The organism is Streptomyces carminius, assembly GCF_002794255.1.
In the GTDB taxonomy this organism is placed as follows: domain Bacteria; phylum Actinomycetota; class Actinomycetes; order Streptomycetales; family Streptomycetaceae; genus Streptomyces; species Streptomyces carminius.
Map to the genome: position 1 here is coordinate 94109 of NZ_PGGW01000067.1, position 25680 is coordinate 119788.

A 25680-nucleotide genomic window follows, 5' to 3' on the forward strand; every position below is an offset into this window, starting at 1 on the left:
GAGGGGCCGGGCCCGCCGACGGCGGAACGCCGGTCAGCGGGGCACGGCGGCGACGGCCAGCTCCACGGTCTCCTCGGGTGTGCCGTCGATGGGGACGACGGCACCCTGCTCGTCCAGCTTCAGCGGCTCCAGCGTCTCGATCTGGGACCGCAGCAGGTCGGGCGGCATGAAATGGCCCTTGCGCCCGGTCAGCCGGGCGGAGATCAGCTCCGCGGAACCGTCGAGGTGGAGGAAGAACAGCTCCGGCGCGGCCCTGCGGAGCCGGTCGCGGTAGCTCCGCTTGAGGGCGGAGCAGGTCACCACGCCGCCCTCCCCGTCCTGGCCCTTGAGCCAGGCGGCGATCGAGTCCAGCCAGGGGCGGCGGTCCTCGTCGTCCAGCGGGACGCCCGACGCCATCTTCGCCACGTTCTCCGGCGGATGGAAGTCGTCGGCCTCCGCGTACGGCACTCCCAGCCGCTCGGCCAGGGCCGTGCCCACCGTCGTCTTACCGGAACCGGACACCCCCATCACCACGACAAGCGGATTCGTCACAGCAACACCACCACCCCAGAGATCGGCAACGCCAGCGTACAGGCGACCGCGGTCACCGCCACCGCGGTGCCCAGCGAACCGGGCCGGGCCGTGCGCAGGGCCCGGGAGCGCCGGTGGGCCGCGGCCAGGAACCCCAGCCAGGCCAGTGCCCCGAACGCCGCGGCACACGCCGCGGCCGCCCCACCGCCCTGGACCGCCCGGCGGAGCGCCAGCACCACCACGACCGCGAAGGCCAGCGCGGTGCGCCGCCACGCCAGTCGGGTGCGCTCCGGCTGCGCCGCGGGATCCCGTACGGCCGCCTCGCCCGCGTCCGTGTCCCCGCCCTCCGCCCCGCCCTCCGTCCTGCCGCCCGGCGGGGTCCTCGGACGTCCCCCCTCCCGGCTCACCGCCCGGACCAGCCCAGCACCACGGCGCCCACCACCAGCAGCGCGGCCAGCGCCGTGCCCAGGGCCAGCAGCACGGGGAAGCGCGACATCGGCAGGTCCTCGCCGCGCCGCATCGCCCGCTCGGTGCGCAGCCAGTGGCTGACCGCCCGTACCGCGCACAGCGCGCCGCCCGCCAGCAGCGCGACGGCGATCACCGTGCGCGCCCCCGGCCGCAGGCCGGTCAGGAGCTGGTCCACCACGATCCCGCCCGCGACCAGCGCCAGCGCGGTGCGGATCCAGGCCAGGAAGGTCCGTTCGTTTGCCAGCGAGAAGCGGTAGTCGGGCGTCTGCCCCTCGTCGTGCAGCCGCTCCGGCGCCCACCACAGCCGTACCGTCGTCCGGAACCTGTCGTTCACGGTTCCGACCCTACGCGTGACCGGTGCCCCGCGATTCCGGGGCACCGGCCACGTGAATCTGCCCTTTGGGCTGTCCGCAGGGGGTACCGGCCGTCCGGAGGCCGGGGTTACTCTCCAGTCACCAGCAGGACCGAACCGGGACGGGTGGACGAATGGCGTACGACGCCGATGCGATCGTGATCGGAGCGGGACTGGCAGGTCTCGCGGCCACCGCCGAGCTGGCCGAGGCCGGGCGGAAGGTGATCCTGCTGGACCAGGAGCCCCCGGGCTCGCTCGGCGGCCAGGCGCACTGGTCCTTCGGCGGGCTGTTCCTCGTCGGCTCCCCCGAGCAGCGCCGGCTGCGCATCCGCGACAGCCGCGAACTGGCCTGGCAGGACTGGCTCGGCACGGCCGGCTTCGACCGGGAGGAGGACGCCTGGCCGCGCCGCTGGGCCGAGGCGTACGTCGACTTCGCCGCGGGTGAGAAGCGGTCCTGGCTGCGCGCCCAGGGACTGCGGCTGTTCCCCGTCGTCGGCTGGGCCGAGCGCGGCGGCTACGACGCGACGGGCCACGGCAACTCCGTGCCGCGCTTCCACATCACCTGGGGCACCGGGCCGGGCCTCGTCGAACCCTTCGAACGGCGGGTGCGCGAAGGCGTGGCACGCGGACGCGTGGAGCTGCGCTTCCGGCACCGCGTCACCGCCCTGGCCCGCAGCGCGGGCGCGGTGGACACCGTCACCGGCGAGGTGCTGGCCCCCAGCGACACCGAACGCGGCACGGCCAGCAACCGGGAGGTGACCGGTGCCTTCGAGCTGCGTGCCCAGGCCGTGATCGTCGCCTCCGGCGGCATCGGCGGCAACCACGACCTGGTGCGCGCCAACTGGCCGGAGCGGCTGGGAAGCCCGCCCCGGCGCATGCTCTCCGGTGTGCCCGCGCATGCCGACGGGGCGATGCTGGGCATCGCGGAGAAGGCCGGCGGCCGGATCGTCAACCGCGACCGGATGTGGCACTACACCGAGGGCATCGAGAACTGGAACCCGATCTGGGACAACCACGGCATCCGCATCCTGCCCGGCCCGTCCTCGCTCTGGCTGGACGCGACGGGCAAGCGGCTGCCGGTGCCGCTCTTCCCCGGCTTCGACACCCTGGGCACTCTCGAACACATCATGCGGACCGGGCACGAGTACACCTGGTTCGTCCTGACGCAGAAGATCATCGAGAAGGAGTTCACGCTCTCCGGCTCCGAGCAGAACCCCGACCTCACCGGCCGCAGTGTCCGCGAGGTCCTCGGCCGTGCCCGCTCCGGCGTTTCCGGACCGGTACGGGCCTTCATGGAGCGGGGGGCCGACTTCGTCGTCGAGCGCGAACTGTCCGCCCTGGTGCGGGGCATGAACAAGCTCACCGGTGACGACCTGATCGACGAGAGCGCCCTGCGGCGCGAGATCGCCGCCCGTGACCGCGAGGTCGGCAACCCCTTCACCAAGGACCTCCAGCTCACCGCGGTCCGCGGGGCGCGCTCCTACCTGGGCGACAGGCTGACCCGGGTGGTCCCGCCGCACCGTCTGCTGGACCCGGCGGCGGGTCCGCTGATCGCCGTCCGGCTGAACATCCTCACCCGCAAGACCCTCGGCGGCCTGGAGACCGACCTGTCCTCGCGGGTGCTCACCGCCGACGGCGAGCCGCTCCCCGGGCTCTACGCGGCCGGCGAGGCCGCCGGATTCGGCGGCGGGGGCATGCACGGCTACCGCTCCCTGGAGGGCACCTTCCTGGGCGGCTGCCTGTTCTCGGGCCGCACCGCGGGCCGGGCGGCGGCGCGGGCGGTGGACTGAGCGCGGCGGCCCGGGGCGGGCGTCCGGTCACGGTGCCCGCTCCCTCCCGCCGGCCCGGGGCGGGCCGTCGCGGGGCGCGCCCGCCGGGTACGGGAGGACGCGGCGGGCCGGTGCCCCCCCGGAGGGTCCCTCCCGCCGGGGGGGCACCGGTGTCCGCGCGGTCATCCGGGACGGGTGAACAGGTGCCGTCTGTTGGGGACCCCCACCTTGCCCAGCACACTGCTCACGTAGTTCTTGACGGTCTGCCGGGCCAGTCGCAGTTCCCGCGCTATCTCGTCGTTCGTGTAGCGCTGGACCAGGAGGGACAGTATCTCCTTCTCCCGGTCGGTCATCCTCGCGCCGAGCTCCTCGGGGGCGGCGGCCGAGGCGTCGTCGTCCCCGTAGTCGTCTCCGAGCCACCAGGTACGGCGTCCCTCGGTGCACCTCTCCAGGGCCTCGAGGAGTTTGCCCGGCGGGACGGACTTGTGCACGAAGGAGTCCACGCCGACCGCCACCGAGTCGGCGACCGTCCGCGGGGTGTTGTCCGTGGTGAAGACCACCACGCGCGGGGAGCAGGGAAGGTCCTTCATGGCCCGGCACAGGGCCAGGCCCTGCGGCGGTGTCGGCAGGCACAGTTCCTGCAGGACCACGTCGGGCCGGTACTGCCGGGCCAGTTCCACGGACGAGTCGAAGTCGCTGGCCACGCCCACGACCGACACGGACTCGCTCGTGCTGAGAACCTGCTCCACGGCAAAGGAGAGGATTGGGAAGTTCTCGACGATCAATACTTTCTCTCGCATTTCCCCCGACCCCCTGGCTACCGGGACGGTGCGTGGGGCGCGGTCGTGGAGCGAGTGGTGGAAGTGGTCGTCATGGTCTGTTCCCCCGTTTTCTGAATCATGGTCATTGCTGTTGCCCTGCGTCTGCCCGGGATTTCCCGGTGGATGCGACCGGAGAGCCGCTCGATCGGATTGGACGGGCATATCGGATCGGATGGGCAGTGTTGCCGGGTGTATGACCCGACCCCGGCGGAAGTGCCGGTGATCTCCATAAGGGACGTCTCCCTCATGTCCTGACTTGCGGCGTGTCGGCGCCGGATTGTGGAAAACGATCCCTGGCCGCCGCTTCCCCGATGTCTCCGCGCCGCCGACGGAGGCACTCTATCCCGGGTCAGGGCCGACGGGTGGAATCCGCCTGCATGGCCAGGAATTCTTCACCTCTGCGAAACTTCGCCCGGGCGGCGGAAGAAGACGCCGGTGGGAGGGCCTTCCGCGCCCCGTGTGACGGCGCGCAGACCGCTTCCCGGTAAACGGGGAAGAGCGGGGCCTTTCCCGCGCGGCCGTGTCGTGGAGCGGGACCGCGGCCCGGCCGGGCGGCTGCCCGCGCCGCGGCGTCGCCGTGTACGGCCGGAGGGCGCCTTCGGCCGGGCTCCGCGGTGTCCGCCGCCGTGCGGTGACCCGTATACCGCCGGACCCGTATACCGCCGGACCCGGTACCGCCGGTCCCGGTGCGCCGGGCCCGGGCGGTACCGCCGGTGGGATCCGCCGGTTCCGGTCCGGCCGTAGTGTCGGGGGACCGGCGCCGCCGCGCGGTCCGGACGCCCAGCCCACGGCACCCCGACCCGGACGGAGTTGAGCAGCCGATGGCCGAGAGCCCGACGGTCCAGCGGGTCGGCCGCGTGCTGCTGGTGACCATCGACCGCCCGCACCGGCGCAACGCCGTCGACCAGCCGACCGCCGAGGGCATCGCCGCGGCGATGGAACTGCTGGACGGCGATCCGCGGCTGTGCGCCGGTGTGCTGACCGGGGCGGGTGGCTGGTTCTCCGCGGGGATGGATCTGGCCGAGTTCGCCGCCGGGAGGCCCTGCCGGGTCCCCGGACGCGGCTTCGCCGGTCTGGCCGAGAGCCCGCCGGCCAAGCCCCTGCTGGCCGCGGTCGAGGGCGGGGCCTGGGGCGGTGGGCTGGAACTGCTGCTCTGCTGCGACCTGGTGGTGGCCGCCCGGGACGCGCGCTTCGCGCTGCCCGAGGTCAGACGGGGCCTGCTGCCGGCCGCCGGCGGCCTGCTCAGGCTGTCCTCCCGCGTTCCGCACCAGATCGCCATGGAGATGCTGCTGACCGGCGATCCCCTGGACGCGGCGCGCGCCGAGCGGTACGGACTGGTGAACGCGGTGTGTGAGCCCGGGGAGTCCCGGGCACTCGCCCTGCGGATGGCGCACCGCATCGCCGAGGCGGCGCCACTTGCCGTCCGGGCCGCGAAGCGGATCGGCACTCTGGCGCGCGACTGGCCGGCGGCCGAGGGATTCGAGCGGCAGCGGGCCCTGGTGGACGAGGTGCGCCGCTCCCGGGACGCCATGGAGGGGGCCCGCGCCTTCCTGGAGCGACGTGCCCCCGAGTGGAGCGGTACCTGAGGTACCCCGGACGGGCGGATGCCGGGATGGGCAACGCGACAGCCGGACAGCCGGACAGCCGGACAGTTGGAAGAGGAAGCGGCAGATGGTCGAGATGACGCCGCACACGATGGCGGCCCCCGGAACATCGATCCACTACTGGACGGCCGGGCCGAGGGACGGCCCGCTGGTGATGTGCACGCACGGGCTCTCCATGGATCACCGGATGTTCGACGCGCAGGTGGGGCCCCTCACCGAGGCCGGTTACCGGGTGCTGACCTGGGACGTCCAGGGGCACGGCCGGTCGAAGCCGTTGCCGGGGAAGTTCTCGGTGACGGCGGCCGCCGAGCATCTGCACGCCCTCATGGGGGAACTGGGCCGGGATCGTGCCGTCCTGCTGGGCCACTCGCTGGGCGGCTTCGTCTCCCAGGAGCTGCTGTACCGCCGTCCGGAAGCGGTGCGCGCGCTCGTCGTGGTGGGGAACAACAGCCTCACCATGCCTCTTTCGGCCTCGCGGAGGATTCTCTTCCGGTTATCCCCTCTCCTGTTTCTGCTGACCAGCGACAAATGGCGCAGGAAGGTGGTCAGCGAGGGAACGGCGACGGACCCCGAGAGCCGCCGGTACGCCTATGACGCCACCAGCCGGCTCTGCAAGAAGGAGTTCTTCCGGGTATGGGCCGGGCTGTCCCGGTGCATGCGGCCCGATCCCGACTACCGAATACCGTGTCCGGCGCTTCTCACCCGTGGTGAGAACGACTCGGCCGGCTCCGTCAAAGGAGACTTCCGGGCCTGGGTGGAAAGGGAGCCCAACGGCGAGTCGGCGGTCGTTCCGGACGCGGGTCACAACGCCAACCAGGACAACCCGGAGTTCTTCAACCGCCGACTGCTGGAGTTTCTTTCCTCCTGGGTCGGCGAAGGAGCGGAAAGGCCCTCCTCCGACCGCTTCGGCTGAACGGGGGAGAACCGCCGCGCCGGAATTCACCGGTGAGTTGCCGGAGGATTTGGCGTCATGGCCGGATGGCCGGCCGCCCGGGTGACGCGGGACGGGAAGGCCCGGAACCCGGGCGGCCGGCGGGGTCACTCCGCCACGTAGGTACGGGTGACCCACTCGAATATCCTGAGTGTCCCCGCCTGGTGCTCCAGCGTCTCGTCGGTCGGCCGGAAGTGCTCGTAGGCGTGGCCGACCGGCAGTTTGTAGGTGTCCCGGACGTCGCGCACATACCGGACCCGCTTGTGGTCGCAGTGGTCGGGCCCACCGCGCAGGAAGGCGTTCGGTGCCGAAGCGGACATGCGATCTCCTTTTCGGTGAATCACTGCGGTGCCGTCAGGCGAGCAGCCTGGCGGAGTTGTCGTGCAGCCAGTCCTCGGCCACTCCGGGCGGCAGCCGGAGTGCCCGCACCTCCTCGGCGAGGTGCGGCACGTCCACGGGATGGACCCACGGACCGCCGGTACCGAACAGCACCTTGTGCCGCACCGTCGTGGCGCCGTAGGCCAGCAGCGGCTCGAAGCCCGAACCGGGGCGGGACATCCGCCGCGGCCGGTGAGTGGACAGATCGACATAGACACCCGGCTGCCGCTGCGCGACGGCCATGGTCTCCAGCATCCAGGGCCAGCCCGCGTGACCGGCGACGAGCACCAGGCCCGGGTGGCGTCCCGCTATGCGGTCCAGGTCCCGCCAGGTGCACAGGTCCATGGGCTGGTCCGCGCGGAAGTTGTTCCCGCAGTGCACCCATACCGGCAGCCCGCGCTCGGCCGCGGCGGCGAACACCGGGGCGGCACGGTCGTCGAGGGGCGGGACCCCCTCGTAGAACGGGGCCACGTTGATGCCGGTGAACCCGGCGCGGACGCACCGGTCGATCTCGGCGACCGCCTCGCCGGGGTCGCGCAGGGTGATGCCCGCCCACGGCCGCACCCGCCCGGCGGCCGCGCCCAGCCGCGCGACCATGGCGGCCAGCCGTTCGTTGACGGTCTCGCCGCCGGGCAGCCGGCCCGGCATCCCGTGCACGACCTCGGTGACCACCCCGGCCGCGTCGAGTCCCGCCAGATGGCCGGCCGGGTCGCCGTCCACGGGATGACGGCGGACCAGCACCTCGATGGCCGCGTCGGCACCGTGCTCCGCGAGCACCCCGCGGTACTCACCGGGGTCGGCGCCGAAGCCCCCGGCCATGAGCAGGCCGAAGCGTTCGAGGTAGGCGGGCGCGACACCGGCGAGCCTTCGCAGGAAGAAGCGCCAGCAGTCCCGGTCGAACCAGAGTGAGCAGATGTCGATGACGGGCTGTGCCACGGAGGTTCCTCACGATCGTGCCGGGCGGGCGTCCGGACGGGCCCGCGGTCGTCACCGGCCGGGGTGCCGGCCGATCCGCGTCCGCCCGACGCGGACGCCCGCGGCCTCCCGGTCCCAGGTGTCCCCGGTGACACCCGCCTCCCGCAGGAGGTGCTTGCGGACCTTGTTGCTGGGGGTGTAGGGCAGTCGCTCCACGGTGCGGACATAGCGGGGCACCATGAAGTGGGCCATGCGCGGCCGCAGGAAATCGAGCAGGCCGGCGGGGTCCAGCTCGGCGCCGGGCGCGGGGACGACGGCCACGAGCACGTCCTCCTCTCCGTGCCGGCTGGGGACGCCCACCGCCGCCGCCTCGGCGATGTCCGGGTGCTCCAGCACGGCGTTCTCCACCTCGAAGGAGGAGATGTTCTCGCCGCGGCGGCGGATGGCGTCCTTGGCCCGGTCGACGAAGAAGTAGTCGCCGTCCCCGGTGGCGCGGAAGCAGTCGCCGGTGTGGAACCACCCGTTGCGCCAGGCCCGTGCGGTGGCCTCGGGCATTCCCGCGTACCCGTGGCTGAGCGCCCACGGGCGGGCGGCACGCACCACGAGTTCCCCGGTCTCGCCCGTGGGCACCTCCCGGTCGTGCTCGTCCACCAGCCGGAGCTCCACTCCGGGACGTGCCCGGCCGCAGAAGCCCGGCAGACCGGAGTGCGGGCCGGAGATCAGGGGAGCGCAGATCTCGGTCATGTTGTAGGTGGTGTAGACGGTGTCCACCCGGTAGCGCTTCTGCAGGAGCGCGCCCTCGGGCACGGACGGGACGAGGCAGATCGTGCGCAGCGGGTTGTCCGCCTCGTCCGGTTCCTCGGGCCGTCCGGCCAGGAAACCGGCCATGGCCCCCAGGAGGGTGCAGACGGTCACCCCCATCCGGCGCACCAGGGGGAGGAACGTCCCTGTCTCGAAGCCGTGCACCACCGCGACGGAACCGCCGTGCAGCATCATGCAGTAGGAGGCGATCATGCCCGCGCCGTGGAACAGCGGAAGGTTGACCAGGTAGCGGTCGTCCGGGCCGTGGTAGCCGTGCACATCGGCGCCGGCGGTGGAGTACAGGTGCACGTACGAGCTGAGCACGCCCTTGGACGGCCCCGTGGTGCCCGAGGTGAAGACCATGGACTGGGTGTCCCAGGGCGCGACCGCCACCTCGTCGAGATCACCGGCCCGGGAGCGGACGAGCAGCTCCGCGGTGTGCTGCCGGGGCCCCGCCGGGTCCGGGGAGCCGCCGCCGTCCCCGGCCGGTTCCCCGACGACCACCAGATGCTCCAGCCGCCCGAGGTCGAGGCCGGCCAGCCGGGGCAGCAGCTCGGCGTGGACCACCAGCACCCGGGCCCCGGACAGGCCGACGACGTGTTCCAGCAGCGCGCCCCGGTAGGCCGTGTTCACCGGCGTGTACACGGCGCCGAGCAGGTTGGCCCCGAACCAGCAGCGCAGGATGTCCGGCCCGTTCGGCAGCCAGACCAGCAGCGGGTCGCCGTGCCCCAGGCCCAGCTCGCGCAGCCCCGTGGCGGCGCGCTCGGCGGCCTCCAGCGTGGCGGCGTACGTCCACCGGCCGCCGTCGTCGAAGAGGGCGTAGAGCCGCTCGGGGTGCTGCCGGGCCCGGGCGCGCAGCACGGGACCCAGTACGCACTGCTCGGCGGTGGGCACGGCCGGGTCGGCGGCGTCCAGTAACGTGTGCATCCGTCCTCGCTCCTCGTGGTGTCCCGGTCTCAGCCGGCCGGGCTCGGCGCGTTCCGGTCGGTGGTGCCGTTCTCCCGGGGTTCCGGGGAGTCCGGGGGACCCTCCCACGGCTGCCGCGCCCCGCCGAGCAGCCGCTGCCATACGGTGTCCAGCGCGGCGCGGTCGCTCGTCGGGTAGACGGGGATGACCGGGCCGACGCTGACCCTGGCCGGCAGGGTCACCGCCCAGCGCACCACCTGGGCGAACTCGTCCGCGCTGACGAGCAGTTCCTCGTCCACCCCCACCTGCTCCGGCTCCAGGGCCATCTCGGTGCGCACCCAGCCGGGGCACAGGCACAGGGCGCGTACGCCGGCCGGGCGGTTCTCCAGGTCCAGCAGTTCCGTCAGATAGTGCAGCGCGTGCTTGCTGACCGAGTAGGGCCCGGCGCCGGGCAGGGGCCGCAGCCCGCCGACGGAGCCGATGTTGACCACCCAGCCGTGCCCGCGCTCCCGCATGGCGGGCAGCAGGGCGTTCGCGAGCTGGAACGGCACGGTCAGGTTCATCCGCAGCGCCAGGTCCCAGTGGCGGGGCGCGACCTGGTGCAGCGGGCCGGAGCGCGCCACCGCGGCGTTGTTCACCAGGATGTCCACGTCCCGCCCGGCGGTCTCGCGCACCCGCTCCACCAGACGGGAGGGCGCGTCGGGAACGGAGAGGTCCATGGGCACGGCGTGTCCGGCGACCTGTTCGTCGAGCACCCGCCGCCGGACCTGTGCCAGCAGGTTCTCGCGGCGTCCCACGAGGGCGACATCGGCGCCGGCCCGGGCCAGCTCGACGGCGGTGCTCGCGCCGATGCCCGAGGAGGCCCCGGTGATCAGGGCCAGCCGGCCGGTGAGGGGACGGTCGCCGCCGGTCTTTCCCGGCGCCGAGGCCACCGCTTCCGCCCGGTTGTCCGTCCTGCCGTCCGTCCGGTCGGCCGCCCTGTACTCCGCCATGCTCACTCGTCCGCCTTCCGTCCGTCTCCGCCGGGGTGGTCGTGCAGGGAGACCAGCTCCGGCAGCGGGCGCAGGGTGCCCACGCCGCCGCAGATGCGAAGCTGTGTCCCCGTCAGGTAGTCCGAGACCGGCGCGGCCAGGTAGGACACCAGCGCCGCCACCTCCTCGACGGTGCTGAACCGGCCGCTGGGCACCCGCCGCATCGACGCCTCGACGAAGGCGGGGTCCGCGGCCTCCTTCATCGGAGTGGTGACCCCGGCCGGCAGCACGGTGTTGACCCGGATCCCGTGCCTGGCCGCCGTCATCGCCAGATGTGAGGAGAACCAGGAGACCGCGGCCTTGCCGGCACCGTAGTTCTGCACGTGCGGCACGGGAGTGATCTGCGCCGAGATGGAGCCGATGGGCACGATCACGCCCCGCACACCGCTGCGGGCCCACCCGGCGGTGAGCTCCTCCGCCAGCTCGACGAGGGAGAAGAGGTTGAGCCGGTAGAGCCGCTCCCGTGCGGCCCGGCCGGTGCCGGGGCCGTCCAGCCCCAGCGCGCCGGCGGCGTGGACGAGGCCGTCGACCGGGCCGGCGACCCGCTCGGCCTCGCGGAGCAGTGCCTCCCCGGCGCCGGGCTCGGCCAGATCCGCGGGGACCGCGTGCGCGGACCGCCCGGTGGTGTCCTCAAGCCGTGCGGCGAGCTCCGCCAGCCGGTCGGCCCGGCGGGCGGCCAGCACCGTGTCGGCGCCCAGCCGGGCCAGTTCCCGGGCGCAGGCGGCGCCGATGCCGCTGCTCGCCCCCGTGATCAGGAAGCGGCGGCCGCGCAGCGACCAGGGGTCGGATCCGGCCGGGGGCCCGTGGCGGGATCCGCCGGTGCCGCCGAAGGGCACCACCACCCGCTCCAGGCCGCCGTCCAGCGGGACCGTCTCGCCGACGATGTTGCCGGCGGCACGGGACAGCAGCATGCTCAGCGCCCCGGCCAGGTCCTCCGGCGCCACGGGGCGGCGCACGGCCTGGCAGCGCAGGAGGTCGGCCTCCCGTCCGGCGGGCAGCCGGTGGCCGAGGAACGGCGCGTAGCCGATCCGCACCGTGTTGGCGGCGACGCCCCGGCCGGCCACCCGGGCCGCCAGTTCGTTCCACCAGTGCAGGTCGGCGGCCTGGTCGGCGGCGGTCTCCGGATCGACGCCCAGGGCCGGCCAGCGTCCGGCGTCGGTCACCAGGACCAGGCGCCCGCCGCCCGCGGCGCACATCCGCTCGGCCGCGGCCAGCACCGCCGCCCGGTCCAGCGGCCCGTCCGCCCCGCCGCCGGGCGGGGCACCGAACCACGGGCTGGCGATCCGCACCGCGCAGTGGGCACCCGGCGGTTCCTCCCGTGCCTGCGGACCGGTGCCGCCGGTGCCGCCGGTGACGACCCGCAGGCCCAGGGAGCGCAGCGCCTCGCGGACGCCGCGGTGCCCCGGGGTGTCCCCGGGCGGGACCGCGACGGTGCGGGAGTACGGCTCCGGCGCCCCGGGGGACGCGGCGGACGGGCCGGGAAGGGTGCGGTGGAGTGTGTTCATCGCAGGCGCTCCAGGAGGATCGCGCTGGAGACCATGCCGCTTCCGTAGTTCAGCGAGACGGCGTGGTCGACGGTCGCCTCGCGCGGCTTGCCGTCGGCGACCGGATCGAACTCGCAGGCGGGATCGGGCTCCTCGCACCCGGCGGTGTGGCAGATCACCCCGTGCTCCATCATCAGCGTGACGGCCGCGACGCCCATCGAGCCCAGCGGGGACCCGCTGTGCCCGAAGCACGCCTCCTGCACACTGACCGGCAGCTCGCGCACCCGGTCGCCGAACACGGCGCGCAGCGCGGTGGACTCCATCGAGTGGAAGACCGGTGACCCCTCGGCGCCGCCGCTGACGTAGTCGACCTCCGCCGGGTCGAGGTGACCGGCCAGGCACCGCTCGATGGCGAGCGCCACGCCCACGCCCTCCTGGTCGATGGCCATGGTGCTGCGCACCGGGCTGCGCCGGGTGCTCTGGCTGACCAGTACGGCGCCGGCCCGGTCCAGACGTCCGGTGGCCTCGACGCGCTCCCGGCTCTCCAGGACGATCGTGGCGGCGCCGTCACCGACGTTCAGACCGCCGGTGCGGCGGTCGTAGGGACGCATCATCCGGTGGGTGACCCCCACGCTGTCGGAGAGGTCCAGGCCCTCGACCGCCCTGGCCGCGACCGCGTCGAAGTCGGCGCGGCGGCCGGAGTCGTACTGGTCGGCGCCGGTGACGAGCACCAGATCGGCCTCCCCGGCGGCGATCATCCGCTGGGCGATGCCGAACAGGACGCCGCCGGAGGCGCAGGACGTGGAGACGGTGTAGCTGGGGCCGGTGTTGCGCAGCGCGGAGACCTGGGCGAGCGTGGTGTCGTTGAGCTGCCCGCCGATCATGCTGCGGGCCACCAGACCGCGCGCCTCGGGCGGGGTGGTCGTCTCCAGGTCGGCGGTCAGGGCCCGCTGCTGCACCAGGAAGTTCGCGTCCAGGCAGTGCCGGGCGTTGAGCAGCCCGGCCTCCGCCAGGTCGCCGTCCTCGACGCTCAGCCCGCTGTCCCGGCACGCCTCCGCGACGGAGATCAGGCTGTAGAGCTGGACCGGCGAGTAGTTGGCCAGGTACCTCGGTGACACCCCGGGCAGCCGGGCGGCGGCCTCGGCGAGCAGGTCGGCCTCGATGACGCCGGCGTACCGGTCGCCGCGGTCGATCAGGAGGCTGCCGGTGGAGACGACGTCCCAGAAGTCCTCCCGGGCGGCGCAGAGACCGCCGGTTCCGGGGAGGCAGAATCCCATCCCCGTCACCAGGGTGTCGCGCGGCCTGCCCATGTGCGGCTCCTTCGTGGTCTGTTCCCGCCGGCCCGCGCGGGCACGGTGCGGGTGCGGTTGGGGCGAGTGGGTGCGGGGCGAGTGGGGGCGGAACGGCGGCGGTGTGCGGTCACAGGCGGTACAGCAGCCCGCCGTGGCACCACACGCCGCCGCCGAGCGACACCGACAGGACGAGGTCGCCGCGCTTGACGACGCCCTTCTCCAGGTTCTCGGAGAGGGTGGTGGGGATGGAGGCGCTGGAGGTGTTGCCCCGCTCGGCCAGGTTGTTGAGGATCCTGGCGCGGTCGATGCCGAGGTCCGCCTCGAAGCCCCGGTTGAACGGCTCGGTCGCGGCGTGCGGCACCACCCAGTCGACATCCCCGGCACGGAGCCCGTTGCGCTCCAGCAGCTCCTGCGCCGCGCCGACGACGTACTTGACGGCGACCTCGTTGAGTTCGGGCTGGCTGCGCACCCAGCCGTTGCCGGGGTGCACCGTGGTCATGTGGGACAGCGTGCCGTCGCTGCGCATGATGGAGTCGATCAGCCCGGGCCCGTCACCTCCCTCGTCCCCGTCGCCCCCGTCGCCGGTGCGGCGGAGCACCACGGCGCCGGCGCCGTCCCCGACCACCATCTCGCCCTTGGAACCGGGCCGCACCCGGCGGGAGAAGCGCTCCGAGCACACCACGACCGCCGTGCGGTAGTGGGCGGGACCGGCCAGGTACATCGCCGCGGTGTGCACACCGTGGACGAATCCGGCGCAGCCGGTGCAGATGTCGAAGCCCATGGCGTGCCGGGCGCCGATCCCGGTGGCGACCTGGGCGCCCCACTCCGGGGCGCACCACCGGTCGGTCCAGTTGCTGAGGATCAGCACGTCCACCTCGGAGCCGTCGAGGCCGGCGTCCGCGAGCGCCGCGCCGGCCGCAGCGGTGGCCATGTAGCCGATGTCCTCGTCCTCCGCGGCCCGGTGGTGGGTGCGTACCCCGCCGGAACCGAGCACCTTCCGCTCGGTCTCCGTGGTGTGCCGGGCCTCGACCCCCTCGTTGGACAGCAGTTCCCGGGGGAAGTACCGGCCGAAGCCGGAGAACTGGATGCCGCTGGTCTTCCAGATCTCTCCGTCGAGCATTGCCTGTGCCTCCTGGGGTGAGTGGTTCGGAGCCTATGGACGGGTGCCGCGGGTGTCCGCGGCCCGCGGGTACCGACTGCGGACGCCGGATGTGACCCGGGGTACCGGTACCGGCCCCCGGGGCCGGTCAGCCGGCCGCACCGGCCACGTCCCACTCGGCGAGCACCTCCGCGCCGTGCTCGCCCGGTACGGGCGGCCGGCCCGGTACCGCGGCGGGGGTCCCGGAGAACCGGGGCGCGGGCGCGGGCTGGGGCACGCCGCCGACGGTGGTGAAGGTCCCCCGGGCGGTCAGATGCGGGTCCGCCAGGGCCTCCTGGAAGGACAGCACCGGGGCCACGCACGCGTCGGTCCCCGCGAACACCTCCGTCCACTCCCGCCGGGTCCGGGTGCGGAACGCCTCGGCGAAGACCTTCCGCAGCTGCGGCCAGACCGACGGCTCGCGGTGCGGCGGCACCTGGTCCCGGACGCCCAGCAGGCGCACGAACTCGGCGTAGAACCGGGGTTCCAGGGCGCCGACGCCCATGTGCCCGCCGTCGGCGGTCTCGTAGACGTCGTAGTAGGGCACCCCGGAGTCCAGCAGGTTCACCCCCCGCTCGTCCCGCCACTGCCCGGCGGCGAGCATGCCGTACAGGATGGTGGTGAGGTGGCTGGCGCCGTCGACGATCGCGGCGTCCACGACCTGGCCGGTGCCGTCCTGCCGGGCGCGGAGCAGCGCGCCGAGCACCCCGACGGCCAGGTACATGCCGCCGCCGCCGAAGTCGCCCACCAGGTTCAGCGGGACGCGGGGGGCCTCCCCGGCCCGTCCGACCGCGTGCAGCGCGCCGGTCAGCGCGATGTAGCCGATGTCGTGCCCGGCCGAGTGGGCCAGCGGTCCGTCCTGGCCCCAGCCGGTCATCCGGCCGTAGACCAGGGCCGGGTTGCGGTCGTGGCACTGGCGCGGGCCCACTCCGAGGCGTTCGGCCACACCGGGGCGGAACCCCTCGATCAGCACGTCGGCCCGGGCCGCGAGACCGAGCACCGTACGCCGGCCCGCGGGGTCCTTCAGGTCCGCGACGACGGAGCGCTTGCCCCGGTTCAGCAGGTTGTGGCGGGCCGTTTCCTCGTCGGCGGGGCCGGGGCGGTCGACGACGACCACGTCGGCGCCGAGGTCGGCCAGCAGCATGCCGCAGAACGGGGCCGGGCCGAGGCCGGCCAGTTCCACGACCCGCACACCGGCCAGCGGGCCTGCCGCGGCCGGTGCGCCGGCCGGTGTGCGGCGGCTCTCCTGATGGGTCACGCGTCGCCCTCCTGCTCGTGTCCTGCGGTTCGTGTCCTGCCGCTCGTGTCCTGCCGGTCCCGGGAGGGGGCCGCGCTCACCGGACACGGCCCGGGAAGCCCCCGCCGTCGACGTCGAGCACCGTCCCGGTCAGATAGGTGTTGCGCACCGCGTGGAGGGCGGTCTCGGCGACCTCCGACTCGTCCGCGAACCTGCCCAGCGGCACCTGCGCGCGCAGCCGGTCCATGAACGCCGCGTGTGCCGGTACGGCCGCGCACTTCTCCCGCAGCGCCGCGCCGTCGACCACGCCCGGCGCGATCGCCACGACACGGATGCCGTACTCGCCCAGTTCCAGCGCCCAGCTGCGGGTCAGCGACACCACCCCCGCCTTCGCCGCGGCGTACGCGGACTGCCCCCACGAGCCCCGCCAGGTGCAGCTGACGACCGGCACGATGACGCCGCCGCGCCCGGCGGCGGCCATCGCCGCCGCCGCGGCCCTGCCCACCAGGAAGGTCCCGGTCAGGCACAGGTCGACGACGTCCCGCCAGTCCTGCTCGCCGTGCGTGCGCCAGGTCCGCGAGCCGTCGCGGGGCGGTGAGATCAGTCTCCGGGACAGGTTGCGTCCGGCGGCGTTGACGCAGACGTCGACGCCGCCGCCCTCGGTGAGCGCGGCGAACAGGCCGTCCACGCTCTCCGCCGAGCGCACGTCCACCTGGTGGACCGTCAGTCCGAGTCCCAGCTCGCGCGCGTGGTCGCGCAGTCCGTTCAGCTGCTCCGGGTCGCGCGCGGCCACCGCGGTGTCCAGGCCCTCCGCGGCGAACCGGAGGGCGACGGCGGCCCCGATGCCCCGGCTCCCGCCGACCACGACGGCCCTGCGCGGCTCCCGCTCCGGTCTCCGCTCCGGTGGCCGGGCCCCGGGTGCCGGTGTCGTCATGTGGTGCCTCCCCGCCTCTCGTCGTGCCGTTCCGGCGCGGTCGCCGTCACAGCCGGAACAGCAGCGCGCCGTGGTACCAGCCGGAGCCGATGGCCGGGGCCAGCACCAGATGGCCCGGCCGGAACAGCCCGGCCTCGACGAACTCGGACAGGACGGTGGGAATCGACGCGCTGGCGGTGTTGGCCCGGTCGTGGAAGTTGAACGCGAACCGTTCGTGCGGCACCCCCAGGGACGCCCGCAGCCGCTCGTGCACGAGGTCGGTGCCGGGGTGCGGCACCCACCAGTCGATGTCCCCGGGAGTGAGCCCGTTGCGGTCCAGCAACTCCTCGCAGGCCCGCAGCAGACCGGCGGCGGCGTGCTCGGGCAGATCGGGCTTGCTGGTGATCCACGCCTCCGGCATCCGTACGGTCACCAGCTCACTGCGGCTGCCGTCGCTGGCGAGCACGGAGTCCAGCAGCCCGGTCCCCGTCCGGCCCGAGCGCTCCAGGACGACGGCGCCGGCCGCGTCCCCGCAGACCAGCTCGCCCTTGCTGCCCGGGCGGGCGCGCCTGCTGAACTGCTCGGCCGCGACCACCACGGCGGTACGGATCTCCGGCATGGCCACGAAGTGGCCGGCCGCCAGCTGGACACCGTGCACGAAGCCCGCGCAGGCGGCGGACACGTCGAAGGCCAGACAGGCGCCGGCCCCGATCCGGTCGGCCACCTGGGGCGCGTACTCGGGCATGTACGGCGGGGTCGTCCAGTTGCTCAGGATCAGCAGATCGACGTCGGCGGGCCGGAGCCCGGCGTGTCGCAGCGCCCCGGTGACCGCGGCGGAGGCCATGAAGGGAACGCTCTCCTGCTCGTCGCTGACGTGCCGGGACCGCACCGCCACCCGCCCGAGCACCGCGGCGCTGGCGGCGCTGCCCTGCCTGGTCAGCTCCGCGCCGTCGTTGTGCACCAGGCGGCGCGGGTAGTAGTGGCCGGTGCCGGTGATCGCCAGGCCGTGCCGTGCCCAGCGGGGACCGGCGCTGCGTACGGCGGGGCCGCAGGCGCGGTGGTCGTCCTGGAAGGTGTCGCTCACGGGTGTTCGCCTCCTGAGGGCTGCGGGGCGGGAGCGGCGGTGCCGCGGGTCCGGTGCCGCGGCGACCCGTAGCTGAAGACCATCGCGCCCGTGCTGAACCCGCGCCCGATGGCCATGCTCAGCAACCGGTCGCCGCGGCGGACCGTGCCGTCGTGGACGTACTCGGACAGGCAGCCCGGCACGCTGACGCTGGAGGTGTTGCCCCGGCGGCCGATGTTGAGGAGCGTTCGGTCCTCCGGGAGGCCGAGCAGGCCGGCCACGTCCCGGATCAGGTTGATGTTCCCCTGGTGCGGAATGACCCAGTCGATGTCGTCGAGGCCCAGTCCGGCCCGGGTCAGCGCCTCGTCGGTGACCTTGCGCAGCAGGGGCGGGGCGGTGTCGCCGACGACCTTGCCCTTCATCACCATCTTGTCCTGGTCGTCGATGTCGAAGGCGTCGTAGTACGAGGCGTCCGAGTGCAGGGCCAGGGCCTGGATGCCGTCGGTGCCGTCCTCACTGACCCGCCAGACGCCGGCGGCGGCACCGCCGCCGAAGAGAACGCAGTTGCGGTAGGAGAAGTTGAGGATCGGTCTGGGGTTCTCCGTGCACACCACCAGGGCGGTGCGGGTGGAGGTGGTGGCGAGCAGCCCCTTGGCGACCGCGCTGGCGTTGAGGAAGCCGGCGCACGCCACTCCGGTCACGTCCAGGCAGAACGCGTTGACCGCGTGCAGCCTGCGCTGTACGGGCAGCGCCACGTCCATGTAGCGGTTGCCCGGCGAGGTGGGGTTGACCCGGGGCCGGGCGGTGGCGCTGGTGCCGATGATCACGTCGACGTCCCCGGGCTCCAGCCCGGCGTCCCGGAGCGCCTGCCGTGCCGCCCGCTCGGCCGGGTCGACCGGCCGCTGGTCCTCGGGCACCCAGTGCCGGGTGGCGACGCCCGTGTGCCGGCGTATCCACGCGTCGTCCACGTCCAGGCCCGGCAGGTTCTCGAAGTAGTCGTTCCCGACCGGCTCGCCGGGGAAGTCGTGGCCGACCCCGGCCAGGACCACGGGCGCGCCCGGCACCGCCGGGCCGGACGCGGGCCGCTCGGTGCGCGGCCTCGTCGGTGTCTTCATCGGTACACCCCTTCGGGGTCCAGGGCCCGCAGCCTGTCGAGTTCCCCGGCCGTGACGGCGTCCTCGGTCGGGAGTTCCCGGGCGACGAGCGGTTTCCAGCTGGTGAGGTCCTCGATCACGGACCGCGGTGTGCCGCCGGAGCCGGGCGGCGGGCTCCACGACGTCAGGGTGAACGGCTCGGCGGCGTGCTCCCTGGTGAAGGCGCCGAACTCGGCCACCACACAGCGGACGTTGTGCCCGGGGCTGGTGACGAAGTCCACCGCCGGCACGTAGCGGCGCGGCGAGGCCGGGGCCACGACGATCGTGTCCACGTGCGAGGCGATGTCGTTGGCGCCCCCGGAGCCGACGAGGAACCGCCCGTCACCGCGCCGGCTGGTGTTCAGCGCCCCGGCGGCGTCGATCTGGGCGGTGGACAGCACGCCCAGGGTGCGGCCCGCGCCGCCGCCGGCCAGGCCGCCCAGGACGTCGAGGATCCCGCCGGTCCGCCGGCAGCGGGCGACATGCCGCTGGGAGAACAGGAAGGTGTCGCCGGGCTCGGGGGAGAAGTCGATCATCCCGAGCTCCGCGCAGACCTGGAGGCGCACCCCGCGCTCCGCGAGCAGCCCGGCGGCGAGCCAGGTCGCGACGTGCGCGGTGCCGATGCCCGCCAGGGCGGTCCGGTAGCCCCGGTCCAGCACCCGCCGCGCGATCGCGCGCGCGGCGAGGACGATGTGCCGCTCCCGCGGTGTCGGCGGCCCCGTACGCTCCGGGGCGGCGGCGGGTACGGCCCGGGGCGCGGGGGCCGTCCGCCCGGCCGCCGGATCCGGCCCGGCCGTCGGGGCGGCTCCGTCCAGGCGGAGGCCGGCCAGCCGCCGCGGTCCGAGCCGTGCGAGGTGGTCGTCGTGGCCGGTCACCTCGCCCACCCAGTGCCGGAACCACCGCTCGGTGTCCCGCGGGGTCCGGCAGGCCGCCGCGAGGTCGGCGAGGAAGGCGTAGTCGTCCAGATAGCCGGCCACCCCGGCGGACCGCAGCGGTGCCAGCCCCTGCGGGTGGGCGCCCCAGGGACACACGGCCAGCGCGAGCACGCGGTCGGCCGGTATCGAGCAGTCCGCTCCGGCGGGCGGTTCGTCCACCACCCGCTCCACCGTGGCGAGCACCCCTCTGCGGGCGGCCAGCGCGCCCCACGGCCCCTCACCCAGCGGACCGGCGAGGTACAGGTTTCCCCGCCGGTCGGCGCACTGGGCGTGCAGCAGGGTGACGTCCGGCCGCAGCGGGGGGATCAGCAGTCCGGGCCGGGTGTCCCCGTCCGGCGGGCCGGCCTGCGTCGCGGCAGCCGCCGGGGGAGTCGCCGGGGTCCCCGCCGGGGCCGGTGTCCGGACGGCTCCCGGGGACGCGCCGCGGGGCAGGTCCGAACCGGCCAGTGAGGAGGTGACCGCGGCCGGCAGACCGGTGGCCCCGGCGACGAGCCGCTGGACCAGCGACAGCAGGCTCCACTCCTCCACGGTGAAGGGGCGGCCCTCGGCGAGGTCCCGGTAGAGCCGGTTGGGCGCGGAGTACGGCACGGTGTCGCCGGCGAAGCCGGTGACGGCATGCCGTACGGCGCCGGCCATCGTCAGCGCGTGCACACCGGCGTGCAGCGCGTTGCTGCTCACCGTGAACCGGCCGCGGGCGCCGAACACCCGGGCCACGGCCAGCACCAGGACGTTCGGCCGGGACATGGTCGAGGCGATGTGGAGGTGGTCGCCCGGTCCGAGGAACTTTGCGCACAGCTCGTCGGGTCCGGACGCCCGGTGCACCCCGGTCTCGCACCCGCCGTTCACGGAGCCCCGCCCTTCCCCGGGCCCCCGGCGCGGTCGCACGGGGTCACTCGGCGGCCTCCAGCAGGACCGAGGAGCTCTGGCTGCCGATGGCGAAGGCCAGCGACACGGCCGAGCGCAGCCGGGCGGGGCGGGCGCCTTCCGCCACGTGGTCGTGGGCGCACTCCGGGTCCGGCTCCTCGCTGTTGATCGTGGGAGCCAGGCACTGCCGCCACAGCATCAGGGCGACGGCGGCGCAGTTGAGGAGGCCCGCGCCGCCGAGCAGATGTCCGAAGATCGGTTTGTTCGATCCGATCGGCGGCCAGAGCGACCGCCTCTCGCCGTAGAGGTGGGACAGCGCCCTGCTCTCGCAGACGTCGTTGTAGCGGGTCGCGGTGCCGTGGCCGCAGATGTAGTCGACGGCCCCGGGGCGCCGGCCGGCCGTGTCGAGCAGTTCCGCCATCATCCGGGCGGTGCTGCGCCCGGAGAGGTCCATCCGTGTCGCGTGCGCGGCCTCGTTGATGCTGTGCGCCGCCCGCAGCGCGGCGTATCCGGCCGTGCCGCGGGCCCGCGCGTGGGTCTCGCTCTCCAGGACCACCACGACCGCCCCCTCGCCGAGGGCGAAGCCGTCCCGGTCCTTGTGGTACGGCTTGACCGCGCGCCGCGCGTCCCGCTCCTGGCTCAGCACCGTGCTGCCCGGGGCCGAGTACACCTGGAGCACCGAGGGGACCAGCGGCAGGTCGTAGCCGATGACGTACATCACGTCGGCCGCGCCGCGCTCGATCTGGTCGGCGGCCAGCGCCAGGGCCTGGTGGCCGCCCACGCAGGCGTTGCTCACGGTGGTCACCAGGCCCTGTGCGCCGATCCGGATGGCGCTCAGCGTGGCGGGGGTGCCCGGCAGCGAGGCGAAGATCGCCCGGTCCGGGGTGACGGTCGGCCAGGTGGTGCCCAGGTCGTGGCCCGACGCCGCCTGGTACCACCACTCGGCCGGCCCCCGCGCGCTGGAGGCGATCACTCCCATGCGGTCCGGGGCGACGGCGTCGGCGGTGTCGAGCCCGGCGTCGGACCGGGCGTTCTCGACCGCGGACATCGCCAGGAGGATGTCCCGGCTGTAGCGCTTGGTGAAGTTGTCCGGAAGGTCGGTGAGGTAGTCGCGGTGGTCGAACCCGGTGACCCGCCCGGCGGAGAACACCCCGGTCGTGCCGCCGAGTTCGGCCGGGATGGGGCCGAGCTGCGAGTTCCCCTCCGACAGATGGCGCCAGACCGCCGTCACGGTGTCCGCCCCCGGGAGCAGGAATCCCAGCCCGGTTATCCGGACGGCTTCATACTTGGTGGCGGCGTTTCTCGCGGTGTTTTCCATGCACCCTGCCCCTATTGCTCGGAATTCTGATCCGCTCGGGTGGACGACTTCGCTCTCGCGGCACATTCTTTCTGTTCTCATCCGCATCTTCCGCTCCTCCAAGGAAATCGCCGGAACGCGGTGCGGAACAGGGTTTCCGGGTACTCGGGCCGTCGGCCGGCATGGGACGCCGGGTACCGGTACACCAGATACCCGCTGGTCAGATGGTCAAGGAAGACGCAGCGGCGGAAGTCCGGCCAGGCCGAAACCCCCGTCGGCGCGTACGGCGGTTCCGGTGACATATCCGGCGGCGTCGCTCACCAGATAACTGATCCAGGACGCGACCTCCTCGACCGTGCCGACCCGGCCCAGTGGAATTCTGGACAGCCAGCACCGCTCGAACCCGCTGCTCACGATCGACGACATCGGCGTGCGGATCAGGCCGGGTGCCACATGATTGACGCGAATTCCGTACCGTCCCGCGGTGGCCGCCAGGCAGCGTGTGTAGTGCGCCATGGCCGCCTTGCTCGCCCCGTAGCTCTCCATGTGGCGCACCAGCGCCGCCGACGCGCCGACGGAGCTCACTCCCACGACCGAACCGGGTATGCCCCGTTCGATCCAGTACCGCACGAGTTCCTCGGCGAACGCCGCGTATCCGTGGAGGTTGAGCGCGAGGGAGCGGTCCCGCACGTCCGGCCCCGACTCCGGCCGGTCGAGCGCGAAGAGCCCCGTCGCGTACACCAGGGCGTCGACACGTCCCGCGGCGGCGACCGCGTCCCGCACCGTGCGGGGCACCGACTCCGTCCGTGAGACGTCGAGGGGCAGCACCCGGTGCCGCGGCGCCGCCCCGGCCGGTACCGGCCCGGAGTCCAGTTCGTCCGCCAGCTCCGCCAGTTCCGTGCGGCGGCGCGCCACCAGGACCGTGCTCGCGCCGCGCCGGGCCGCGCTCACCGCCGCCGCCCGGCCGATGCCGCTGGACGCGCCGACGACGAGCACGACCCGGCCGCGCAGGTCGAAACCCCGCGCCGCGGGCTCCCCGGCCGCCGCGGGCTCACCGGCCTTCCCGGCCTTCCCGGCCTTCCGGGGAGGGCCGCCCGGGACGGCCGGCGGGATCATGCCCAGTCCCATCCCGCCGTCGACATGGAGCGTGTCGCCTACGGTGTAGGAGCACTCCGCGGCGATCAGCTGCCGGACCGCCGCGGAGAGGTCCTCGGGCCGGGCGGTGCGCCGGAGCGCGAGATGCCGCAGCACGTCCGCCCGCCGTGCCGGGCCGTCCGGTCCACCCGGGCCGTCCGGGCCGTCCAGGAACGGGGCGACACCGAGGCGGAGCTGGTTGAGCAGGACACCCCTGGGAGCCATGCGGGCCGCGAGATGGCGCCAGAACGCGAGATCACCGGCGCGGTCGGCCGCGTGGCCGGGGTCGGTGGCGGCGTGCACCTCCGGGCCGAAGTCGGTGACCAGCAGCATGCGCCCACCGCCCCGCTCGGCCATGGCCCGGGCCGTCTCCGCCACCGCCCGCCGGTCCAGCGGGCGGCCGCCCCCCTGCCCGCCGTGCCCGAGGACCCGTTCCCCGGTCAGCATCGCGCAGCAGACGCCCGGGGCGTCGGGGCCGCTCCCGCCGGGGCCGGTCACCCGGAGTCCGGCCGAGCGCAGGGCGTCCTCGACGACGTCCGCGCCGGGCGCCTCGCGGTTCAGCAGGAGGGCCGGGCCCTCGTGGGGCGCCGGGGCGCCGGGCCCGGGCGCGGTGCGGGGACCGGCCGCGGTGCCGGCCGGGTGCGCCGTCACATCGCCCCCGCGTCGACGTCGACCGCGCTGCCCGTCACTCCGGAGGAGAGGTCGGACAGCAGGCAGAGGATCTGCTGCGTCACCTCGGGAACACCGAGGAGACGCCCCAGCGCGGTGCTCCGGACCGAACGGCGCACATAGCGGTCCCAGGTCAGGTCGGCGGGGCCGTGATGGCGGCGCAGGCTGGCCATGAAGTCGCGGCCGTACCGGTCCTCGTCGTGGACGGCGGGGGTGTCGGTCAGTCCCGGGCACACGGAGTTGACCCGCACGCCGAACGGGCCGAGTTCCTGGGCCAGCGCCCGCATGAAGCCGTTGATGCCGGACTTCGCGGCGCAGTACGCGGTGTTGGACGCCAGGCCGCGCTTGCCGGCGGTGGAGGACAGCAGCACGATCGAGCCCCGGCGGCGTTCCATCATGCCGGGGACCACGAGTCGGCACAGCCGGAACGTACCGGTCAGATTGACGTCCAGGGTGCGCTGCCAGTCCGCCTCGTCCTGTTCGCACAGGAAGACCTGCCGCGTCGCGTGCACGACACTGTTGACGAGGAAGTCGACCGGGCCCAGCCCGGTCTCGCAGTGGCGTACGGCCGCCGCCAGCGCCGGGCCGTCGGCCAGGTCCGCCGGTGCCACGACCGCCTGTCCGCCGGCCTCCGCGATCGACGCCGCCACCTTCTCCATGGCCGCTCCGTCGCGGCTCAGCAGCCCCACCCGGGCGCCGTACCGGCCGAGTTCGAGGGCGACCGCCGCGCCGATGCCGCTGCTGGCCCCGGCGACCAGGGCGGTACGGCCGGCGAACAGCGCGGGGTCGAAACCGGGGCGCGGGCGGATGTTCCGGTGGTTCTCCGGGGCGGGCGGGGCCGCCGGCTCCCGGGCGGGTGTGGTCTCGTCGTGCACGGGTCTCCTCGTCTGGGGGTGCCGGGCGGCCGGGGAGTGCCCGGGGGCGCCGGACGGCCGGCGGCCGGGTGGCCGTGAGCGCGGGGGCGGCTCACCTTCCGGTGAACCTGGGCGGACGGCGCTCCAGGTAGGCGCGCGGACCCTCCTGGCCGTCGTGGTGTCCGTCCAGGCACTTGGCGTGGTAGGCATCCTGCAGGCGGAGCCCGAACTCCGCGGGCGCCTGCCAGGCACGGTCCCGGAGCTCCTTGAACATGCCGAAGGCCCTGGTGGGGCCGGTGCCGAAGGCGGCGGCGAGGTTCTCCAGCTCGCTCGTGAAGTCCTCCGCCGGCACCACGCGGTCCACCAGGCCGATCCGCTCCGCCTCCGCCGCCCCGACCAGCCGGCCCGTCAGGAAGATCTCGGTCGCCCGCGCGGGGCCCACCACCCGGGGCAGCAGCACGGCGTTGCCGACGTGCCCGAGGCGGCTCAGGCCGCTGCCGATCCTCGCCTCGGCCGAGGCGAGCCGGTAGTCCGCCGCACAGGCGATCTCCGTACCGGCGCCGACCGCCGCGCCGTTGACGCCGGCGATCACCGGCTTGGGGGCCCGCAGGATCTCCTCGCAGACGCGCAGGTAGTAGGAGTCCCGGCTGCCCGGGAAGGAGGCCGCCCGCGCGTGGTTGCCCGCCATCAGCTCCCGGAGGGAATCGATGTCGTCCCCGGCGCAGAACGCCGGGCCGCTGCCGGTCAGGACGATGACGCGGACGGTGTCGTCACGTGCCGCGTCGACGACCGCGCGCAGCAGTTCCGCTCCCAGCTCCTGGTTGATCCCGTTGCGCCGCTCCGGGCGGTTGAGCGTCAGTGTCGCGACGCCCTCGCGCGTCTCGACGGTCAGTGGGCCACTGCGCACCGACGGCTCCGCGGCGGTCTGCGTCACGCCTTCACACCCCTCACGGCTCTCACCCGGGACATCCGGCGGTGTCCGGATATCGGAGCCCAGGCTAGGAGCGGTGCGCCGCGGTCACATGTGCCCCGGAGTACTGGTTTCCGTACCGCCCCCGTACCGGGGGGACCTGCCGTACCGGGGGAGCGGGGTTCCGCACGGGCACGGTGCGAAGGGGAGTCGCGCGGACAGCAGGGGCGGGACCGGCCGCCCGCGGCCGGGGAAAACCGAAACGGCGCCG

23 protein-coding genes are annotated in these 25680 nt (G+C 74.2%); 3 read left to right on the forward strand and 20 right to left on the reverse strand.

What is annotated here, in order from left to right; translation table 11 throughout:
* Window positions 1-33: 33 nt before the first annotated feature.
* The 3 genes from CUT44_RS24755 to CUT44_RS24765 are packed head-to-tail and all read right to left on the reverse strand — an operon-like array spanning window position 34 to window position 1312.
* The gene (locus tag CUT44_RS24755) at window positions 34-507 is read right to left on the reverse strand and encodes a gluconokinase (protein ID WP_100204443.1); all 474 of its coding nucleotides are present in this window, start codon (window positions 505-507) and stop codon (window positions 34-36) included.
* A gap of 20 nt (window positions 508-527) precedes the next feature.
* Window positions 528-917: a DUF202 domain-containing protein gene (locus CUT44_RS34605; RefSeq protein WP_100204154.1), complete on the reverse strand. Its 390-nt coding sequence runs from the start codon at window positions 915-917 to the stop codon at window positions 528-530.
* A complete protein-coding gene (locus CUT44_RS24765; RefSeq protein WP_100204155.1) occupies window positions 914-1312 on the reverse strand; it encodes a YidH family protein in 399 nt (132 codons plus the stop codon). Before CUT44_RS24765 ends, CUT44_RS34605 begins: the two co-directional genes overlap by 4 nt.
* Window positions 1313-1464: 152 nt before the next feature.
* Here CUT44_RS24765 and CUT44_RS24770 point away from each other — a divergent pair, with 152 nt between their 5' ends.
* Window positions 1465-3120 (forward strand): FAD-binding dehydrogenase, encoded by a 1656-nt coding sequence (locus CUT44_RS24770; protein WP_100204156.1) that lies wholly within the window; start codon window positions 1465-1467, stop codon window positions 3118-3120.
* 161 nt (window positions 3121-3281) lie between these two features.
* Here CUT44_RS24770 and CUT44_RS24780 read toward each other — a convergent pair whose 3' ends face one another.
* Complete coding sequence (locus tag CUT44_RS24780) at window positions 3282-3899, reverse strand: response regulator (RefSeq protein ID WP_158239663.1); 618 nt, start codon at window positions 3897-3899, stop codon at window positions 3282-3284.
* An 842-nt stretch (window positions 3900-4741) separates the two neighbouring features.
* On the opposite strand from CUT44_RS24780, the gene CUT44_RS24785 reads away from it, so the two are divergent.
* Both CUT44_RS24785 and CUT44_RS24790 read left to right on the forward strand, forming a co-directional pair.
* Entirely contained in the window at window positions 4742-5506 is a 765-nt protein-coding gene (locus tag CUT44_RS24785; protein WP_100204158.1) for a crotonase/enoyl-CoA hydratase family protein, read from the forward strand.
* An 85-nt stretch (window positions 5507-5591) separates the two neighbouring features.
* Window positions 5592-6437: an alpha/beta fold hydrolase gene (locus tag CUT44_RS24790; protein ID WP_100204159.1), complete on the forward strand. Its 846-nt coding sequence runs from the start codon at window positions 5592-5594 to the stop codon at window positions 6435-6437.
* A 125-nt stretch (window positions 6438-6562) separates the two neighbouring features.
* Here the strand turns inward: CUT44_RS24790 and CUT44_RS24795 are convergent, their stop codons facing one another.
* The 16 genes from CUT44_RS24795 to CUT44_RS24870 all read right to left on the reverse strand — a co-directional run bounded on the left by CUT44_RS24795 (window position 6563) and on the right by CUT44_RS24870 (window position 25433).
* Window positions 6563-6775, reverse strand: coding sequence for a DUF5988 family protein (locus CUT44_RS24795; RefSeq protein ID WP_100204160.1), 213 nt, complete (start codon window positions 6773-6775; stop codon window positions 6563-6565).
* A gap of 34 nt (window positions 6776-6809) precedes the next feature.
* Complete coding sequence (locus CUT44_RS24800) at window positions 6810-7769, reverse strand: amidohydrolase family protein (RefSeq protein ID WP_100204161.1); 960 nt, start codon at window positions 7767-7769, stop codon at window positions 6810-6812.
* A 51-nt stretch (window positions 7770-7820) separates the two neighbouring features.
* A complete protein-coding gene (locus CUT44_RS24805) occupies window positions 7821-9476 on the reverse strand; it encodes an AMP-binding protein (RefSeq protein WP_100204162.1) in 1656 nt (551 codons plus the stop codon).
* A gap of 29 nt (window positions 9477-9505) precedes the next feature.
* Window positions 9506-10447: an SDR family NAD(P)-dependent oxidoreductase gene (locus tag CUT44_RS24810; RefSeq protein WP_100204163.1), complete on the reverse strand. Its 942-nt coding sequence runs from the start codon at window positions 10445-10447 to the stop codon at window positions 9506-9508.
* A 2-nt stretch (window positions 10448-10449) separates the two neighbouring features.
* Complete coding sequence (locus CUT44_RS24815) at window positions 10450-11991, reverse strand: SDR family NAD(P)-dependent oxidoreductase (RefSeq protein ID WP_100204164.1); 1542 nt, start codon at window positions 11989-11991, stop codon at window positions 10450-10452.
* Window positions 11988-13280: a beta-ketoacyl synthase N-terminal-like domain-containing protein gene (locus CUT44_RS24820; protein WP_100204165.1), complete on the reverse strand. Its 1293-nt coding sequence runs from the start codon at window positions 13278-13280 to the stop codon at window positions 11988-11990. The genes CUT44_RS24815 and CUT44_RS24820 overlap by 4 nt, the downstream gene beginning before the upstream one ends.
* A gap of 109 nt (window positions 13281-13389) precedes the next feature.
* Window positions 13390-14382 (reverse strand): 3-oxoacyl-[acyl-carrier-protein] synthase III C-terminal domain-containing protein, encoded by a 993-nt coding sequence (locus CUT44_RS24825; protein WP_100204166.1) that lies wholly within the window; start codon window positions 14380-14382, stop codon window positions 13390-13392.
* Window positions 14383-14509: 127 nt separating this feature from the next.
* Window positions 14510-15658 (reverse strand): CaiB/BaiF CoA transferase family protein, encoded by a 1149-nt coding sequence (locus CUT44_RS24830; RefSeq protein ID WP_100204167.1) that lies wholly within the window; start codon window positions 15656-15658, stop codon window positions 14510-14512.
* Window positions 15659-15734: 76 nt separating this feature from the next.
* A complete protein-coding gene (locus tag CUT44_RS24835) occupies window positions 15735-16571 on the reverse strand; it encodes an SDR family NAD(P)-dependent oxidoreductase (protein WP_100204168.1) in 837 nt (278 codons plus the stop codon).
* A 46-nt stretch (window positions 16572-16617) separates the two neighbouring features.
* Window positions 16618-17634, reverse strand: a complete 1017-nt coding sequence (locus tag CUT44_RS24840; RefSeq protein ID WP_100204169.1) for a ketoacyl-ACP synthase III — start codon at window positions 17632-17634, stop codon at window positions 16618-16620.
* On the reverse strand, window positions 17631-18728 hold the full coding sequence (locus CUT44_RS24845) for a 3-oxoacyl-ACP synthase III family protein (protein ID WP_100204170.1): 1098 nt from the start codon (window positions 18726-18728) through the stop codon (window positions 17631-17633). Before CUT44_RS24845 ends, CUT44_RS24840 begins: the two co-directional genes overlap by 4 nt.
* Window positions 18725-20527, reverse strand: a complete 1803-nt coding sequence (locus CUT44_RS24850; protein WP_233221643.1) for a CoA-transferase — start codon at window positions 20525-20527, stop codon at window positions 18725-18727. Before CUT44_RS24850 ends, CUT44_RS24845 begins: the two co-directional genes overlap by 4 nt.
* A 43-nt stretch (window positions 20528-20570) precedes the next feature.
* Window positions 20571-21863, reverse strand: coding sequence for a beta-ketoacyl-[acyl-carrier-protein] synthase family protein (locus CUT44_RS24855; protein WP_100204171.1), 1293 nt, complete (start codon window positions 21861-21863; stop codon window positions 20571-20573).
* A gap of 207 nt (window positions 21864-22070) precedes the next feature.
* Window positions 22071-23627: an SDR family oxidoreductase gene (locus CUT44_RS24860; RefSeq protein ID WP_100204172.1), complete on the reverse strand. Its 1557-nt coding sequence runs from the start codon at window positions 23625-23627 to the stop codon at window positions 22071-22073.
* A complete protein-coding gene (locus tag CUT44_RS24865) occupies window positions 23624-24520 on the reverse strand; it encodes an SDR family NAD(P)-dependent oxidoreductase (protein WP_233221644.1) in 897 nt (298 codons plus the stop codon). Before CUT44_RS24865 ends, CUT44_RS24860 begins: the two co-directional genes overlap by 4 nt.
* Window positions 24521-24611: 91 nt before the next feature.
* Window positions 24612-25433, reverse strand: a complete 822-nt coding sequence (locus tag CUT44_RS24870; RefSeq protein WP_158239664.1) for an enoyl-CoA hydratase/isomerase family protein — start codon at window positions 25431-25433, stop codon at window positions 24612-24614.
* Window positions 25434-25680 lie beyond the last annotated feature (247 nt).